We start from the raw sequence: 16,627 nt of genomic DNA on the forward strand, positions 1-16,627 counted from the left end.
CTGGGCCGCGCGCTGCAGAACCGAGCGGCGTACCGGGCCGCAGGCGACACGGATCGCGATGGTGGGGCCATCGACGACTGTGTAGACCTGCGGCCACGGACGCTCGCGCTGGACAAAGTTCTGAGCCAAAGCGGATGTGGCCGCTAACCGGCTCAATTACGTCCATTAGTTGTATGTCATCATCGGTATGTCGTTGTACGTCATATCGGAATGACCTGCAGAGGCGGTGCCGCTGATCGAAAGTATGAGAAGAAGCGATGCGACAAGGGCAATGATCCAACGCGCGACTCTCATTCTGGCCTCCCGAAAGCAGAATAGGGTCAGAGGGGTCAAACGCGGGCATGCCGTTTCGCGTTAGGGTGTAGAAGTGGCCCAAAATATTGGGTCAACAAAACTATGACATAAGAGTGGGTAATCACCCAAGTACTGTGGGTAACAAACAGCTAACAGACATGTCTCTACTTCTGGTATCGCAGCAAACAGACGTGTCTCGTCATCCGGGTGACGCCGTGCATATGCACGATCGGTGGCACGGCACCCGGATGGCCGATGCTCTGACCAGGGGATCGGCTTACTGTCGAAGTATGTCGGGTGATGCGACTGCACTCGTCGGCCGCGATTCGGAACTCGCCCGACTCCACGAATGGATAAAGGATCTAGGTGCCGGAACCGGGCGAGCCGTACTGATCGAGGGCGAGCCCGGCATCGGCAAATCCTCTCTCGCGCGAGCCGCGATCTCCTGCGCCGAGCAGTACGACTACCAGGCCTTCTGGGCGGCGGGTGACGAACTCGGCGAGGCGCTTCCGCTCCAGCCGTTGCTGGACGCGTTGCGGGACAAGGAAGTAACCGAAGCGCCCCGGCTCGGCACCATCCTTCGGCTGCTCCGGGGTGAGGTTGCGAGCTCCGCCGATCCGACGGTCGCCGCGTCGGAGCAGATGCTGACGCTCTTCATGGAGATGTGCAGCGCCGCACCGACCGTTCTCGTCGTCGACGACCTGCAATGGGCCGACGTCGCGACGATCAGCGTGTGGGAGTGGCTGGCGCGTGCCGTCGACCGCGTGGATCTGCTGCTGATCGGTGTCGTGCGGCCGATTCCTCAGCGCGATGAGTTACTCCCCATCCGGCGCGCGGTCGGTGAGGAGGGGATCATCAGCCTCGGCGGCCTGCCGCGACCGGCGGTCGCCGATCTGGTCACCACGATCTCCGCCGGCAAGCCGGGCAAGGATCTGTTGAAGCTCGCCGACGACGCGGCCGGCAACCCGCTCTACCTGACCGAGTTGGTCGACGCGCTCGCCCGATCCCACCGGCTGAAGGTCGGGGACGAAGGCGTCGTCGAGGTCGAGGACGGGCCGGTTCCGGACTCGCTCGTCGGCGCCATCGCGCATCGCCTCGACTTCCTGCCCAAGGAGGTCCGCACGGTCCTGCAGGGCGCGGCCTTGCTCGGCGTCGACTTCCTGGTGTCCGATCTCGCCATCGTCATGGGCAGCAGGATCGCCGAGCTGGTACCCGTCCTCGACGAGGCGCGCGCAGCGGGCGTCCTCAGGGAGGCACGCGAGCGGCTCGCGTTCCGGCACCCGCTCATCCGGACCGCGCTCTACGACGACATCGCCGATTCGGTTCGCCCGGCCTGGCACATGGACGCCGCCCGCGCGCTCGCCAAGGCTCGCGTTGCCGATCAACGGGTGGCCAGGCAGCTGCTGCAGGCCGTCAAGTCGCCCGGGGCCGGTCCGCTGGACGAGTCGTTGCTGGACTGGCTGTCGGACGCCGGGCCGACGCTCGTGGCGCAGGCGCCGCGGACCGCGATCAAGCTGCTCAAGGAGGCCACACACAGGTCTCCGGCGACGACCAAGCGTGGTGCGATTCTCGCGTGCCGGCTCGCCGACGCCCTGTTCCGCAGCGGCGATCAGGAAGACGCCGAACGGGTCGCCACGGGTGCGATGGTGGTGGTCAAGGACTCCGACCTCCTCGTCGACCTGCACGGGACGGTGGCTCAGTGCCGGGCCTTCGCGGGGCAGGCGGACCGGTCGTTCGCGGAGTTGGAGCGCGCCCTGGCGACCCCGGATCTGTCGGCACGGCACCGGGCGCGGCTCATGGTGATGACCGCGCGGGCGCGCCGCGACCTGGGTGAGGTCATCGCGGCGGGGAAGGTTGCCGAGGAGGCACTGGCGACCGGTGAGCGGACCGGGGATCGCTGGGCGGTCGGCTGGGCCCTGCACGTGCTGATCATCGTCTCGATGATGCGAGGGGACGTCGCCGCCGCGTTGCCCTTGTTCGAGCGGGCGCTCGCCGTCGTGGGCGACGACAGCACGCTGACCGATCTCGGGCTGCTGTTGCAGGTCAACCAGGCCGTGGCGCTCGGCGACATGGACCGCTACGACGAGGCACTCGTGACGGCCGAGCAGGTGCGCAAGCGCGCCGACCACGCCGGCAGCCTCGTGCGGCTCGCCCAGGCGCAGAGCGCCCTCGGCACGCTGCTCTTCGAGGTCGGCCGCTGGGACGACGCCCAGACCGAGGTCGAGACGCTCTCCGACGACTTCAAGGACCCCAGCGTGACCTGCTGCGACCGGGGCATCGCCGCGGTCATCGCCTTCCACCGGGGCGATCCGGCGACCGCGCGGCAGCACCTGAGCATGGCCGAGCCGAGCGCGGACAAGATCGGCAACCGGGTCGTCGCGTCGCTGACCCTCGCGCGGAGCCTCGACCACGAGCTGTCCGACGACCCGGAGGAGGCGCTCACCGTCCTCACCGCCGGCGTCGCGAGCCACGCCGAGGAGCTCGACGAGATGGAGGACCTGCTCCCGGAGGTCGCCCGGCTGGCCGCGAGCACCGGTTCGATGGACGCGGCCGTGGACACCGCCGAGCAGGCGGCCACGCTCGCGCGCCGCTCGCAGGTGCCGCACCGGCTCGCCAACGCCGCCTTCTGCCAGGGCCTGCTCGACGGCGACCCCACGCTGCTGCAGGACGCCGCCGAGCGCTACGACGACGCGGGGCTGCCCCTCATGCGGGCCCGGGCGCTCGAGGCCGCCGCGGTGAAGCTCGCCGACCGCGGCGACATCCGCGGCGCGCGCACGGCCTTCACCCGCGCCGACGACGTCTACGACCGGCTGGGCGCGCAGTGGGACCTCGCGAACCTGCGGGCGCAGCTACGCCAGTACGGCATCCGCCGCGGCCCGCGCGCCAAGCACCGGCAGGCCCGGGTCGGCTGGAGCAGCCTGACGCCGACCGAGTCCCGGATCGCCGACATGGTCGCGGGCGGCATGTCGAACCCGCAGATCGCCGAGCAGCTCGTGCTCTCCCCGCGCACCGTGGGCACGCACGTGTCGCACATCCTCGCCAAGCTCGGCGTCCGGTCCCGCATCGACATCGCCCGCGAGGCGGCGGGCAAGCACGCCGGGAGGGACGCCGGTAAGGACGCCGGAAAGGACGCCGGAAAGGACAAGGTCCCGAGCTAGCCCTTGGCGAGGATCTCTCGCAGGGCCGTGGCGAACTCGGCCGGCTTCTCGATGTGGGGGGTGTGGCCCGTGTCCTCGATGACCACCTCGTCGTAGGTGCCGCCCGCCGCCGCGTAGCGGTCCAGGGCCGCGCGGGTCTGGGCCAGCATCGGCTGTGGGGGATGGGTTTCCGCACCCGGCCAGCCCGGCACGGCGCCGAGCGCGCCCAGGTTCGCCAGGTCGAACATCGACGCGTCGGACACGATCTGGTCGGCGTCGCCGCGGATCCAGCGGATGGGGGGCTTCGGCGCGATCTCGTGGAGGTCGTCCAGGCGGAAGTGGTTGGGGGACATGGTGTTCAGCACGCCACGGTCACCCGCCGCCAGGCCAGGCCACACGGGGGACTGACGGCTGTCGCCCGGGTAGTGGTCGTCGCCGATGCGCGTGGACAGCATCGACTCGACGTAGATGTCCTCGTGCTCGGGCACGAAGGGCGGCTTCACGTAGAACGTCCGCAGCACCGACCGCGGCGACAGCGGCGAGTCCGCGGTCCGGTCGCCGGCCGCCAACGCGGCCACGAAGTCGGGGTTTCCGCCGCCGCCACCCGAACACGCGCCCGCCGGGTCGATGAGCGTGCCGTCCTCGCCGACCGTGCCGCCATAGCCGTACGGCGACACCGGGGCCACCAGGGTCACCGTGCGCGCCACCGACGGGTGGTCGCGCAGCAGCTGCAGCACCACGCCGCCGCCCATGCTCCAGCCCACCAGGTGCACCGGGCCCAGCGACAGGGCGTCGAGCAGCGAGGCGACGTCGTCGGAGTAGTCGCGCACGCCGCGGGTCGCGTCCACTGGCAACGGCTCCGTGTCGCCGAAACCGCGCAGGTCCACCGCGAGCGGCCGGTACGACGACGCCAGCGCCAGCATCGTCGGCTGCCAGAACAGCGACGACGAGACGTTGCCGTGCACGAACAGCACCGGCTCGCCGGACTCGCGCACGGACAGCACGTTCATCGAGAGCCGGCCGGTGGGCACGGAGGTGGCGGTGATCCCGTCGAGGAGAGTGGACATCACGCGGTTCCTTTCACGAAAGCCAGCCCGCCACGGTCGACGAGACCGCGGTCGCCCAGCCGAGTTGGAGATGGTTGGCGGACGCGACCAGCGTCGTGGCCCCGACGTTCGAGATCCCGGTGGTGGACAGTGCACTTTGGACGAAGACTACGCCGTCCGAGGGGCCGCGGGTCTCGTTCCAGATGCCGACGATCGTCGGCGAGCCGCCGGCCAGCAGGTACACCGGCACCGACGACGGCGTCGGTGCGGACTGGATCCGCGAGATCAGCGAGCCCGCGTTGATCGCGGCCTGGATGCCCGGCCCGTCGGTGTAGAAGCCGCGCCCGCCGTAGTAGGTCGTGTAGTAGTCCTGCGTCGTCACGTTGACCCCGAACACGCCGTCCCACCGCGCCAGCATCTGCCGCTGCCCGGGGTAGGCGTCGAACCCGCCGGCCGGGGTGATCGACAGCTCGGGGTGGTACGTCAACGCCCCGTAGCAGGTCATCCGCGTGTGCGGGCTCGGCGCGTTGACCTTGCCGCCACACTCCGGCCAGATCGAGAAGTCGTGCGCCCAGCCGTGCGCGAACGGGTAGTCGTAGCCGCCGTTCGGCCCGCCCAGCAGGATCAGCTTGCGCACGTCGCCCGCGTAGGACCGGCCCCACGACTGCTTCACCGACGCCACGTACATCCGCGCCGACATCATGCCCTTGCTCCACCCGATCACGTCGACCGCGCCGACCCCGAGGCGCGCCTTGATGATCGCGATCGCGTCGCCGACCTGTTGCGCCTGCATGTAGTTGTCGCCCTGCTTGTGCGCGAAGCCGATCGCGAACACCCGGTACCCGCGCGAGCTGAGGTACTGCATGAGCCCGGTCGACGGGCAGGTGGCCGACCCGCAGCCGAACCCGCCGGACTCGTTGGGGTTGGCCCACGCGCGGTCGGGGTTGTCGTTGGCGCCGTGCACGAGCAGCACGGGCGTGGCCTTCGCACCGGTGTTCCAGCCGGGCGCGGAGTAGAACAGGAACCGCGACGACGACGGCCGCGCCACGCCCGCGAAGAACGTCTTGCGCTGCCCGTCCTGGTCGCCGCGCCCGTCCGGCGGGTACTGCTCGTCGTGGAACCCCGCGGTCGTGTCGCGGTACCGGTCCACGGCGGCCCAGCCGTTGGCGACCGACGTGTACGTCGCCTCCTTGGTCAGGTAGGCGGGCTCGGCCGCGTTCGCCGAACCGCCGAGCACCACGACACCGGTCGCGACGAGCGCCGTTACGGCGCCGCCGGCGAGCAGATAGCGGAGTGAGCGCATGGAGTCTCCCCGTCGAGACGGATCAGGTGAGCTCGGCGACCACGGCCGAGACACCCGCGTCGCCGAAGAGGATCGAGTAGTGGTTCGTGCCCGGCACGGTCGTGACCTTCAGGCGCGACAGCACGTCCGGGTCGGGGTAGAGCGGCGTCGGCTCGTTCAGCATGCCGCGCTCGGCCCGCAGGAACGGAGTCTCGGCCGGCAGCGCGGCGAAGGCCTCCCGCGCGTCCGCGCCGTGGTGCAGGTCGGTGAAGTCCGTGTGCATGGCCTCCGCGGAGACGCGGCTGCGCAACGAGCCCGCGGGCCCGGTCAGGTCGTAGTCGACGTAGGCCTCGATCGCCGGTGTCCACTCGGCGAACGACGGGTGCGCGCGCCAGTAGTCGCGGTACGTCGCCGCCGACTCGAACCGCATCTCCAGGCGGCGAGCGGCCGGGCCGATCGCCGTCTCCGCACCGCCTTGCGGTGGGGGCAGCGGGGCGCCGCCGTCCACGAGCACGAGCCGCGCCACCCGAGTCGGGTGGCGATGGGCCAGCACCGACGCCACGAAGCCGCCCATCGAATGCCCGGCCACCGTCGCCCGGTCGACGCCGAGCGCGTCGAGCACCGCGACGCAGTCCGCCGCGTGCGCCGCCATGCCGTACGGCCCGGGTAGTTCGCCGCTGCCGCCGCGCCCGCGCAGGTCCGGCGCGATCACCGGGCCGGGCAGGCGCGTGGCCGTCTCGAGCCAGGCGCGGCTCGACGCGGTCAGGCCGTGGATCGCGAGGACCGGCTGCGCCGAACCGAGCGAACCCCACACCGCGACGCTCAGCTCGCCGCCCGGCACCGGCACCGCGAGCTGGGTCGGCGTGCGGAGGTCGGTCTGCTGAGCGGGCACTGGCGACCTCCAGCGGGCACGACTGTGTGGGATCGGTCATACCGTGACCGCCACGGCGCGGCGCGGCAAGGTGGGCGCCCGCCACCCCCGGCTGGCCGGACATGTGGCGCGGCCACACTCAGGCGAGCGCGTCCTCCAGCGTCGGAAAGATCGCGAGATACGTGTTCAGCCCGGCCACCTCGAGCGGCCGGGCGGTCTCGCGGCTCGTCGCCACGATCCGGACCGCGCTGCGTTCGCCGGCCTCCTGATGTGCGGAGACGATCGCGGCCATGGCGCTCGACGCCAGGAACGTCACGTCGGACAGGTCGATCACCAGCACGGCCGGGCCGGCCGCCAGCTCCCGCGTGATGCACTCCTGCAGCTTCGGCGTGGTGAGCATGTCCAGCTCGCCGGCCACCCGAAGTACGACGGCGGTGTCGTGCCGCTCGACGTCGACGGTCACGTCGAAGGCATTGCCTGAGTCCGAGCCCGGGTCCGGTGGCATGGGCACATCATGCACCCAAGAAGGATCCCCGCAGTGCTGCCAGGTCGGGGGTCCGTCAGCACTACGGGGACACACGACGAATCGCCGCCTGCTCCTGGGTTGTTACATCGACTCTCAGGAACCGGTCGAGCTCGCCGAGGAACTCCGGCCACGCCGGCTCGCCGGCGGTGAGGATGTGGTTGCGGCTGGGGAGGAAGCGCAGCTCGCTGTCCGGGATCAGCGCGGCCAGGTCCTGCGCCTGCGCCCGCGGCACGCGCAGGTCGTCGCGCGCGTGCAGGATCAGCGTGGGGCAGCGCACGAGCGGCGCGAGCGCGGAGACGTCGATGTGCGCGAACACCTCGAGGAAGCGCACCACGTTCTCGGTCGACGTGGTGGCTCGCTGCAGGTCGTTGAACGCGTCCCACAGCGCCCGGTCGCCGTCGGGCAGGAACTGGCTCGCGAACACCTGCCGGAACGTCGGGTCGTCGTGCCGCCAGCCGATCCGGCCCAGCTGCAGGTCCAGCGCGGCCTCCTCGCGTTCGTCCGCGGTGCGGGCCCGCGCGTAGCGGCCGCGGCAGTACGCGCCGGCGAGGACCAGCTGCGACACCCGCTCCGGATGCCGTACCGCGTAGGCGATCGCGACCGCGCCGCCCTGCGAGACACCCAGCAGCGGGAAGCGGTCCAGCCCCGCCGCGTCGACGACGAGCTCGAGGTCGTTGACCCACGCGTCGAAGCTGAAGTCGCCGACCTCCCAGTCCGACAGCCCGCAGCCGCGCTCGTCGTAGCGGATCAGCCGGTGCCGCGAGGACAAACCGTCGATCCAGTGCGCCCAGATCGGGCTGGACCACTCCAGGTCGAGGTGCGTGAGCCAGTTGGCGACCTTCACCAGCGGCGGCCCGCAGCCGGAGATCGCGTACGCCACGCGCACGCCGTCCGGCGAGACGCAGTACCGGATCTGCTGGGCCGCCCGCTCGGCCGCGGGTTCGTCGACCGGCGGCTCGAGCGGCGCGGCCGGCGTGACGGTCAGCTCGACCTCGGCCACGAACCGGTAGCCGACGCCGTGCACGGTCGCGATGAACCGCTGCTGGTTGCCGTCGTCGCCGAGGGCCTTGCGGAGCATCTTGACCCGGCTGGTGAGCGCCGACTCGCTGACGAACCGCCCGCCCCACACCGCGTCCAGCAACTCGGTCTTCGCCACGACCCGGTCCCGGTGCTCGATCAGGTGCGCGAGCAGCGTGAACACCTGCGGCTCGACGTGCACGACCACGCCACCGCGCCGCAGCTCGAACTGGCGCGGATCCAGCTGGCAGTCGGCGAACCGGTACACGTCTTCACCCAATCTCCACCGGATCCCCATCATCCCGCCAAGTCTCAGCGCCGACCAGCACGGATGCTCTCCGGCACGGCGTATCGACGCGCGGTGCGCGGAACGGAGTGTGGTGATGACCACGAGTACCGGATATCTGCTGGGGCACGACGAGAAGGAGCTGGCCCGGCTCGAGCACCAGGCGGCCGTCCTCGCCCCGGCGACCAGGACGGTCCTGCGCCTCGCGGGCATCGAACCCGGGATGCGCGTGCTCGACCTCGGCTCCGGCGCGGGGGACGTCGCGTTCGAGGCGGCCGCGCTCGTCGGACCGGGCGGCTCGGTCGTCGGCGTGGACGCATCGGTGAAGGCGCTGCGGCTCGCGGCCGTGCGGGCCGAGCGGCGCGAGCTCACCAACGTCACGTTCATCCACGACGACCTGCACACCGTCCGCATCGAGGACGAGTTCGACGCGGTCGTCGGCAGGCTGATCCTGCTGTACACGCCCGACCCGGTGGAGATCCTGCGCAAGTTCGCCGCGCTCGTCCGGCCAGGCGGCGTGGTCGCGGTGATGGAGTACGAGATGACCGCGGGCGGCGGGCTGCCGCAGACCGACCTCTGCCTGCGCGTCATCACGTGGATCTGCGAGGCGTTCCGCCGCTCCGGCCTCGACCCGTCGCTCGGCGCCCGGCTCGGTGCGGTGCTGCGCGGCGCCGGTCTCACGCCCACCGTGCTCGGCCTGCAGGGCTACCTCGAACCCGGAGACGCGGCCGGGCCGCGCCTGGGCGCCGAGACCGTACGGACGCTGCTGCCGGTCATCGAGAAGACCGGCATCGCCACCGCCGACGAGGTCGGCATCGACACGCTCGAGTCGCGCATCGCCGGGGAGATCGCGCGCGAGGGCGTGATGTTCAAGCCCCCGACGCTCGTCGGCGCGTGGGCACGGATTGCATAGGAGGAACAGCATGCGCAACAGACATGCGGTGGTGCTCGGCGCGAGCATGGCGGGGCTGCTCGCGGCGCGGGTGCTCGCCGACCACTACGACCGGGTGACCATCGTGGAGCGGGACCGGCTGCCGGTGCGGGTGGCGCAGCGCAAGGGCGTGCCGCAGGGCCGGCACGTGCACGGCCTGCTGCCCAGCGGATCGAAGGTCGTCGGTGAGCTCTTCCCCGGGCTGCTGGAGGATCTCGTCGCCGCGGGCGGCACGAAGCTCGACGACTACTCGAAGATGTACTTCGCGCCGGACGGCGTGCACCGGCTGTCCCGGGCCCTGGAGATCGAGCCGATCTACCAGCCGAGCCGGCCGTTCCTCGAGACGGCCGTGCGCGGTCGCGTCCGCTGCCTGTCCAATGTGGAGTTCCAGGACGGCTGCGAAGTGGTGGGCTTGGCGGTCGACGCGGTGGGCCGGGTGATCGGCGCACGCGTGGTCAACCATGGCGGTCGGGCGGCGGACGTGCTCGAGGCCGACCTCGTGGTGGACGCGACCGGCCGGGCCTCCCGCACGCCCGCGTGGCTCGCCGAGCTGGGCTACGAGAAGCCGGCCGAGGACGAGGTCGTCGTGGACGTGCGGTACGCGAGCAGGTTGGTCCGCCTGCCGGCCGGCGCGGTACCCGAGACCCTGACCGTCATCGGCGCGAACCCCGGCCGGTTGGGTGGGGTGGGCCTGTTCGCCTACGAGGACGACACGTGGATGTTCACGGTGTCCGGGTACGCCGGCCATCACCCCGAGCTGGACTACGGGTGGATGGTCGACTTCGCGGCCGGGTGCGCGCCGCCGCACATGATCGAGGCGCTGCGGGCGGCCGAGCCGCTCGGGGACGTGTCGACGTTCCGGTTCCGGGCGAACCGCCGCGTGCGCTACGACCGGCTGCGCCGCTTCCCCGAGGGGCTGCTGGTCTTCGGTGACGCGATGTGCGGCTTCAACCCGATCTATGGCCAGGGCATGTCGGTGGCCGCGCTGGAGGCACTGGTGTTGCGCGACTGTCTGCGCCGCGGGAGCGAGGGGCTCGCGCGACGGTTCTTTCGCGCGGCCGCGAAGCCGATCGAGATCGCCTGGCAGATGGCGGTCGGCGCCGACCTGGCGCTGCCGCAGGTCGAAGGGCCGCGGCCGCTGCCCGTCCGGCTGGTCAACGCCTACGTCGCCCGGCTGCTCGTCGCGGCCGAGCACGACCCGGTACTCGCCGCGCGCTTCCTGCGGGTCAGCTCGTTCCTGATGAAGCCGTCCATGCTGATGACGCCGCCGATGGTGGCGCGCGTGGTGGCCGGCAACCGCCGGGCCCGCCGCGCGCCCGCGCCGGTCCGGCACGCCGGGTCGGTGCTGCCGGAGCGGGAGAAGGCGGGTATGCATGAGGCATGAGGTTCGTCGTGCAGCGGCACCGGGCACGCCGGCTGCACTACGACCTCCGGCTGGAGATGGGCGGGGTGCTCGTCAGCTGGGCGGTGCCGAAGGGGCCGACACTCGACCCCGGCGCGCGCCTGCTGGCCGTGCACGTGGCCGACCACGGCCTCGCCGAGCTCGAGCTCGAAGGCGTCGTCGGCAGCGGTGACAAGATCGTCTGGGACCGGGGGACCTGGACGCCCGCGAAGACCGACGACCCGCCGCGCGCCGTGACCGAGGGCGAGCTGCACTTCGACCTGGACGGCGAGAAGCTGGCCGGCCGGTTCGTCCTGATCCGCCGCGACCCGAAGAACTGGCTGCTGGTGCACAAGAACGACGAGCACGCCGTGCGCGGCTGGGACCCGGAGGCGTTCCCGCGGTCGGTGCTCTCCGGGCGCACCAACGAAGAGGTCGCCGCCGGCATCGCCGGGGCATGAAGCTCGCTCTGTTTCGTCTGGGTTCTCACGCGGGCATGTATTCGCCGCCGTTGACGTCCAGCACCGCGCCGGTCACCTCGCGGGCCAGGTTCGACAGGAGGAACAGCACCGCGCCCGCGCACGCGTCGTCGGCCGGGATGTGGCCCAGCGGGTTGCGCGCGGCGATCTCGTCGTAGACCTCCTGCTCGCTGATGCCGCGCTGGTTCGCGGTCATCGTGAGGTAGAACCGCACGCCCGGACCGTCGAGCCAGCCCAGCACCGCCTGGTTGACCCGGATCCCGCGGTCGCCGAGCTCCAGCGCGAGGTACTGCGTCGCGCACGCCATCGCCGCCTTCGCGACCGCGTAACCGCCCTCGCCGCGCCGCGGCTTTCGCGTCGACATCGTGCCGACGTTGACGATCGAGCCGCCGCCCGTCATGTGCGGGACGACCGCGCGGGTCATCTCGAGCGCGCCGTGCAGGATGATGTCCATCGACCGGCGCAGCTGCTTGTCCGGCGTGTCCAGCAGGTCGGTGAACCCGGGGTGCGAGTACGCGGAGTTGACCAGGCCGGTCACCTTGCCGAACCGGTCCACCGCGGTCCGCGCCACCGCGGCGACCTCGTCCGGGCGCCGGACGTCGCAGGCGACGCCGACGGCCTCGCCGCCCGCGGCCGCGACCTCCTGTTCCACTTCGGACATCACGTTCGTCGAGCGTGCGGCCAGCACGACCCGTGCGCCCTCCCGCGCCGCCCGCAGGGCGAGCTTGGCGCCGAGTCCCGGCCCGACACCGGAGATGACGACGACCTCGTCGGCGAGGATCACAGGTACTCCTCCGTGTAGAAGGCGAAATCGCGCTCCAGCCGCGCGGCCGACAGCCCGAAGTCGGCCGGCGTGTAGGCGTGCGAACCGTGCCGCTGCCGCCGGTTGCGGTCCAGGTAGGACTTCAACGCCGCCTCGTCCGCCGGCACACCCAGCTCGCCGAGCACCCGGCACGCCTGCCCGACCGGGTCGGCGACCATCTCGTCGTACCGCACGTCGACGAACCGCTCCGGGCGCTGGCGCCGCACGCCGGCGAACGCGCGCAGCGTGCCGGCGAACCGCTCGCTCCAGTACCGCCCGAGCGCCACCGGGTCGACGTCGTCGCTGTACTGCCGGCCGATCGAGCAGACCATCGAGGCGTACGACGGCACGGCGCTGACCGGCGACCGGTGTGTCATGACGATCTTGCAGCCGGGGAACGTGTCGAGCACGGTGCCGGCCGCGGTGAGGTGGTGCGGCGACTTGAGCACCCACGACGTGCCTTGCCGTGCCGGGTCCTGCCACCGCAGCACCTGCAGCCACTCGCGCAGCTCGCGGTACGCCGGCGTCTGGTCGGCCTCGCGCAGCCAGGTGCCGTAGGACGGGATGGCGTAGAACGAGTCGAAGCTCATCGACACGAACGTGCGGTCGAGCAGGATCACGTCCTCCTCGGGCCCGTCCCACTCGATCGTGTGGATGTCGGCGAAGTCGGGCGACATGTCGAGGAACAGCTTCGCGCGCTCGCGCGCCCGGGCCTTGCGTTCCGCGGCACCGGGTCCCTCGCCGGGGAAGGGCAGCGGGTAGGAGGTCTCCCAGGACAGCGTCGACGTCAGCCCGGGGGAGGCGGCGAGCAGGCGGTGCAGCATGGTCGAACCGGTGCGCGGCAGCCCGCAGATCTCGGCGGCGACGGCGACCTCGGTGTCCGCGATCTCGGGGTGCTGCTTCTGCAGGGCGCGCAGCCGCAACCGGTCGGCGAGCAGCGCGGCGAGCCTGCGGCGGGTCAGTGCGAGACCGGCCTCGCTCAGCCGCGCCTCGGTGTCCAGCGCCTCGACGAGAACCGTCAGCGGTTCGGTGAACCACTCGTCGCCGTAGTCGGTGAGCCCGGTCCGCGTCCGCGCGGCGTCGAGCAGCTCGCCCGTGCGGATCACGGCCGGATCACCCGGCAGCGCGGGATCGGGTGGTGGGTGGCGCCGAGCCAGCGCAGCAGCGCGGTGCCGCTGGTGTGGCCGGCGGTGTCGATCCAGTTGCCCCACCCGGGGTCCCGCTCGGCGACGACGATCGTCAGCTTCCCGCCGTCGAGCTTCGCGGTGTGCTTGTTGACGGTGATCCGGCGGTCGTGGTCGAGCGACTCCATCCACCAGTTGTCGAGCTGGAAGTTCCAGTACGGGCAGTCGGGGACCTCGGTCTCGATGACCCACGCCTCGCCGGGGCGGAGCGTCCAGTAGCCGTGGAGGTAGAAGATCTCGGGATCGCCGCCGGCGCGCTGGAACATCTCCTGCCCGAAGTCGGGTAGTTCGTTCGGTCGGCTCATGAACATCTCGGTCCACCCGGCGAACGTGGCCGCGGTCCCGTGCACGGCCAGCGCCGCGCGGCGCAGGGCCTTCGCCATGGCCGCCGGCTCGAGCGGTCGCGGTTGCGCGGGCCCGTCGACGCACTCGATCCGCCACTCGCCGGGCACCTCGGTGGTGCGGTCGAGGTAGGTCTGCCGGATCACGAGGCTGGTCGAGTCCGGCGCGAGCCGCAGCCAGTTCTCGCCGTGTTCCCGGGCGCTGACGGTGATCTCGACGGTCCCGTCGGCCTCGACCACGATGTCCTGATCGGACAGTTCGCCGGTGGAGGCCATGGTCCCGTCCTTGGCGTACCGGTTGGCCTTGGAGCCGACGCTGAAGTAGAAGATCGTGCCGCGCGTCCCGGTGAGCCGGTAGGTCCGGTCCCCGCGGACGGTGGCGGTGAGGTAGACGTTGTCGGGGTTGTCGGCGCCGATCTTGGTGAGATCCAGCCGGTGCAGGCGGGGAAAGTCGGGATCGGCGTTCTCGACGGTGGCGTAGAGCATCTCCCGCAGGAGCCGGGTGAGGTAGCGGTACCCCTCGGCCCGGTCGAGCGGGGTGTCGGGCGCCGCGGGCCGGAGGACCACGTCGCCCGCGGCGGCGAGGGCCTGGCAGAACGAGGTCCACGCACTGTGCTCCACGCGCCCTCCTCACGAGAGAACTAGAACACGTTCTACCAGAAGCGAGATGTGCGAGTCCAACGCGCACGGGCAGGGATGGGGTGACTACCCGGCGTCCCGGACCCTGCCTCGGTAGGGGAGATCCCTGAGTCGACACCGGGAAAAGTCCGGATCCCCCCACACGTGCGGGCCGGGAGTCTGTTCCCGAACGCCAGTAGTGCGAACAGAGGGGAACAGGGATGGGAAAGCCGATGTTGACCGTGCGGATCGCGAGGTGGAGCGCGGAGCATCCGTGGCGCGCCATCGGCGCCTGGCTGCTCTTCGTGGCGATCTGCATCGGTGCCGGCCAGGTCGCGGGGACCCGGCAGGCGGACTTCGACGACAACCCGAAGGGGGAGCTCGCCACCTACCAGAGCATCGTCGACGAGGCCGGGTTCGAGCGGCCGTCGACGGAGAACGTGCTCATCACCGCCAAAGACGGGAGCCTCGACAAGAACCAGGCACTCGCCGCCGCGAACGACGTGCGGCAGCGGATGGACGCACTGGCCGAGGTCGGCCGGGTCAGCGACCCGATCCCGTCGCCGAAGGGGACCGCGGTCCTCGTCAACGTCGAGATGACCGGGTCGTCCGACACCTCCGAGGAACGCATCCAGCCGCTGCTCGACACGACGGCCGAGGCCCAGCAGAGCTACCCGGACCTGCGCATCGAGGAGGTCGGCGGCGCCTCGCTGGACAAGGCCCTCTCCGCGACCCTCGGCCAGGACTTCCAGCAGGCCGAGCTGATCAGCATCCCGGTCACGCTCCTGATCATGCTCGTGGTCTTCGGCGCGCTGATCGCCGCCGGCGTGCCGGTGCTGCTCGCGATGTCCGCGGTGGGCACCGCGCTCGGGCTCTCCGCGCTCGTCTCGCACCTGATCCCGGCCACCGACAACACCGCCAGCATGATCCTGCTGATCGGCATGGCGGTCGGGGTGGACTACTCGCTGTTCTACATCCGCCGCGAGCGTGAGGAACGCGCCAAGGGCGCCGGGCACGTCGACGCCGTGGAGATCGCGGCCGCGACCTCCGGGCACGCGATCGTCGTCTCCGGCATCGCGGTCACCGTGGCCATGGCCGGCATGTTCGTCACCAACGACATCGTGTTCTCCTCGATGGCCGTCGGCACGATCCTCGTGGTGCTCGCCGCGATGATCGGGTCCATCACGGTGCTGCCCGCGCTGCTGGCCAAGCTCGGCCGCTGGGTCGACCGGCCGCGGATCCCGTTCCTGTGGCGGCTGTCCATGCGTTCGGATGGCGAGCCGCGGTTCTGGAAGGCAGTGCTGCGGCCCAGCCTGCGCAAGCCGAAGACGACGCTGATCATCTCCGGCGGCCTGCTGGTCGCGCTCGCGATCCCGGCCTTCGGCATGACGCTCAACGCGCCGTCCGAGCAGGACCTGCCGCGCAGCATCCCGATCATGCAGACCTACGACCGGATGACCGGCGCGTTCCCGAGCACCGGCGCCTCGCACGAGATCGCCGTCCGGGTGCCCGCCGATCAGGCGGGCGCGGCGAAGTCGGCCGTGGACGACCTGCTCGGCCGGATCGCGGCCGACCCCGGGTTCGCCCACGACCAGCCGCCGCAGGTCACGCCGGCCGCGGGGGGCCGGATCGTGCTGATCTCCGCGGGGATCCCGTACGACGGCGGCAGCGCGCGGGCCGACCAGTCGCTCGCCGAATTGCGCACGACGCTGCTGCCGCAGACCATCGGCAAGGTCTCGGGCGCGGAGTTCGCGGTCAGCGGCATGACCGCGGGCGAGAACGACTTCGTCGACCAGATGAAGAGCTCGCTGCCCTGGGTCATCGGGTTCGTGCTGCTGCTGACGTTGCTGGTGATGCTGTGGGCGTTCCGCGCACCGGTCATCGCGCTGTCCGCCATCGGGTTGAACCTGCTCTCGGCCGGCGCCGCGTACGGCGTGCTGGTGCTGGTCTTCCAGCACACCTGGGCCGAGGGCCTGCTCGGGTTCACGTCGAACGGCGGGATCACCGCGTGGCTGCCGGTGATGCTGTTCGTGACGCTGTTCGGCCTGTCGATGGACTACCACGTGTTCGTCGTGAGCCGGATCCGTGAGGCCGCCGCGGGCGGACTGTCCACGCGGGAGGCCGTGGCCACGGGCATCACGCGGTCGGCCGGCGCGGTGACGAGCGCGGCCGCGGTCATGATCGGCGTGTTCTCCATCTTCGGGTCGCTCACCACGATCGACATGAAGCAGATGGGTGTCGGCCTGGCGACGGCGATCCTGATCGACGCCACGCTGATCCGGGCGGTCGTGCTGCCCGCGCTCATGGTGGTGCTGGGCCGCGCGAATTGGTGGACGCCGCGCTTCCTGCGCCGCCGGACGCCGGTCGCGCCACCCGCCGAGCGCAAGGTGCTCGAGCCGGTCGGGTGACATTCGCCGGATAGTGGTGGGGGG

Annotated in this window: 13 protein-coding genes; 5 read left to right on the forward strand and 8 right to left on the reverse strand. The window is 71.2% G+C overall.

Annotation, left to right across the window (positions count from 1 at the left end):
* Positions 1-584: 584 nt before the first annotated feature.
* Positions 585-3,452, forward strand: coding sequence for a helix-turn-helix transcriptional regulator (locus VH969_RS10275; RefSeq protein ID WP_331973444.1), 2,868 nt, complete (start codon positions 585-587; stop codon positions 3,450-3,452).
* Here VH969_RS10275 and VH969_RS10280 read toward each other — a convergent pair.
* The 5 genes from VH969_RS10280 to VH969_RS10300 all read right to left on the reverse strand — a co-directional run bounded on the left by VH969_RS10280 (position 3,449) and on the right by VH969_RS10300 (position 8,441).
* Complete coding sequence (locus tag VH969_RS10280; protein WP_331973445.1) at positions 3,449-4,498, reverse strand: alpha/beta fold hydrolase; 1,050 nt, start codon at positions 4,496-4,498, stop codon at positions 3,449-3,451. The two genes, VH969_RS10275 and VH969_RS10280, sit on opposite strands and share 4 nt — an antisense overlap.
* Positions 4,499-4,511: 13 nt before the next feature.
* Positions 4,512-5,780 (reverse strand): esterase/lipase family protein, encoded by a 1,269-nt coding sequence (locus VH969_RS10285; protein WP_331973446.1) that lies wholly within the window; start codon positions 5,778-5,780, stop codon positions 4,512-4,514.
* A gap of 22 nt (positions 5,781-5,802) precedes the next feature.
* Positions 5,803-6,651, reverse strand: a complete 849-nt coding sequence (locus VH969_RS10290; protein ID WP_331973447.1) for an alpha/beta fold hydrolase — start codon at positions 6,649-6,651, stop codon at positions 5,803-5,805.
* A gap of 118 nt (positions 6,652-6,769) precedes the next feature.
* Positions 6,770-7,135, reverse strand: a complete 366-nt coding sequence (locus VH969_RS10295) for an STAS domain-containing protein (protein WP_331973448.1) — start codon at positions 7,133-7,135, stop codon at positions 6,770-6,772.
* Between the two features lie 61 nt (positions 7,136-7,196).
* A complete protein-coding gene (locus tag VH969_RS10300) occupies positions 7,197-8,441 on the reverse strand; it encodes an alpha/beta hydrolase (RefSeq protein ID WP_331973449.1) in 1,245 nt (414 codons plus the stop codon).
* A gap of 115 nt (positions 8,442-8,556) precedes the next feature.
* On the opposite strand from VH969_RS10300, the gene VH969_RS10305 reads away from it, so the two are divergent.
* From VH969_RS10305 to VH969_RS10315, 3 genes are read left to right on the forward strand one after another with little or no spacing between them, the layout of a single operon-like run.
* Complete coding sequence (locus VH969_RS10305; protein WP_331973450.1) at positions 8,557-9,372, forward strand: class I SAM-dependent methyltransferase; 816 nt, start codon at positions 8,557-8,559, stop codon at positions 9,370-9,372.
* A gap of 10 nt (positions 9,373-9,382) precedes the next feature.
* Positions 9,383-10,774, forward strand: coding sequence for an FAD-dependent oxidoreductase (locus tag VH969_RS10310; protein WP_331973451.1), 1,392 nt, complete (start codon positions 9,383-9,385; stop codon positions 10,772-10,774).
* Entirely contained in the window at positions 10,771-11,232 is a 462-nt protein-coding gene (locus VH969_RS10315; protein WP_331973452.1) for a DNA polymerase ligase N-terminal domain-containing protein, read from the forward strand. The genes VH969_RS10310 and VH969_RS10315 overlap by 4 nt, the downstream gene beginning before the upstream one ends.
* A 25-nt stretch (positions 11,233-11,257) precedes the next feature.
* Here the strand turns inward: VH969_RS10315 and VH969_RS10320 are convergent, their stop codons facing one another.
* The 3 genes from VH969_RS10320 to VH969_RS10330 are packed head-to-tail and all read right to left on the reverse strand — an operon-like array spanning position 11,258 to position 14,198.
* A complete protein-coding gene (locus tag VH969_RS10320) occupies positions 11,258-12,034 on the reverse strand; it encodes an SDR family oxidoreductase (protein ID WP_331973453.1) in 777 nt (258 codons plus the stop codon).
* Positions 12,031-13,158 (reverse strand): sulfotransferase family protein, encoded by a 1,128-nt coding sequence (locus tag VH969_RS10325; protein WP_331973454.1) that lies wholly within the window; start codon positions 13,156-13,158, stop codon positions 12,031-12,033. Before VH969_RS10325 ends, VH969_RS10320 begins: the two co-directional genes overlap by 4 nt.
* Positions 13,155-14,198 carry a DUF1214 domain-containing protein gene (locus VH969_RS10330; protein ID WP_331973455.1) on the reverse strand — a complete coding sequence of 348 codons (1,044 nt, stop codon included), beginning with the start codon at positions 14,196-14,198 and terminating at the stop codon, positions 13,155-13,157. Before VH969_RS10330 ends, VH969_RS10325 begins: the two co-directional genes overlap by 4 nt.
* A 218-nt stretch (positions 14,199-14,416) precedes the next feature.
* On the opposite strand from VH969_RS10330, the gene VH969_RS10335 reads away from it, so the two are divergent.
* On the forward strand, positions 14,417-16,603 hold the full coding sequence (locus VH969_RS10335; RefSeq protein ID WP_331973456.1) for an MMPL family transporter: 2,187 nt from the start codon (positions 14,417-14,419) through the stop codon (positions 16,601-16,603).
* Positions 16,604-16,627: the final 24 nt, after the last annotated feature.

It is taken from the genome of Actinophytocola sp. (assembly GCF_036555685.1).
GTDB lineage: Bacteria > Actinomycetota > Actinomycetes > Mycobacteriales > Pseudonocardiaceae > Actinophytocola.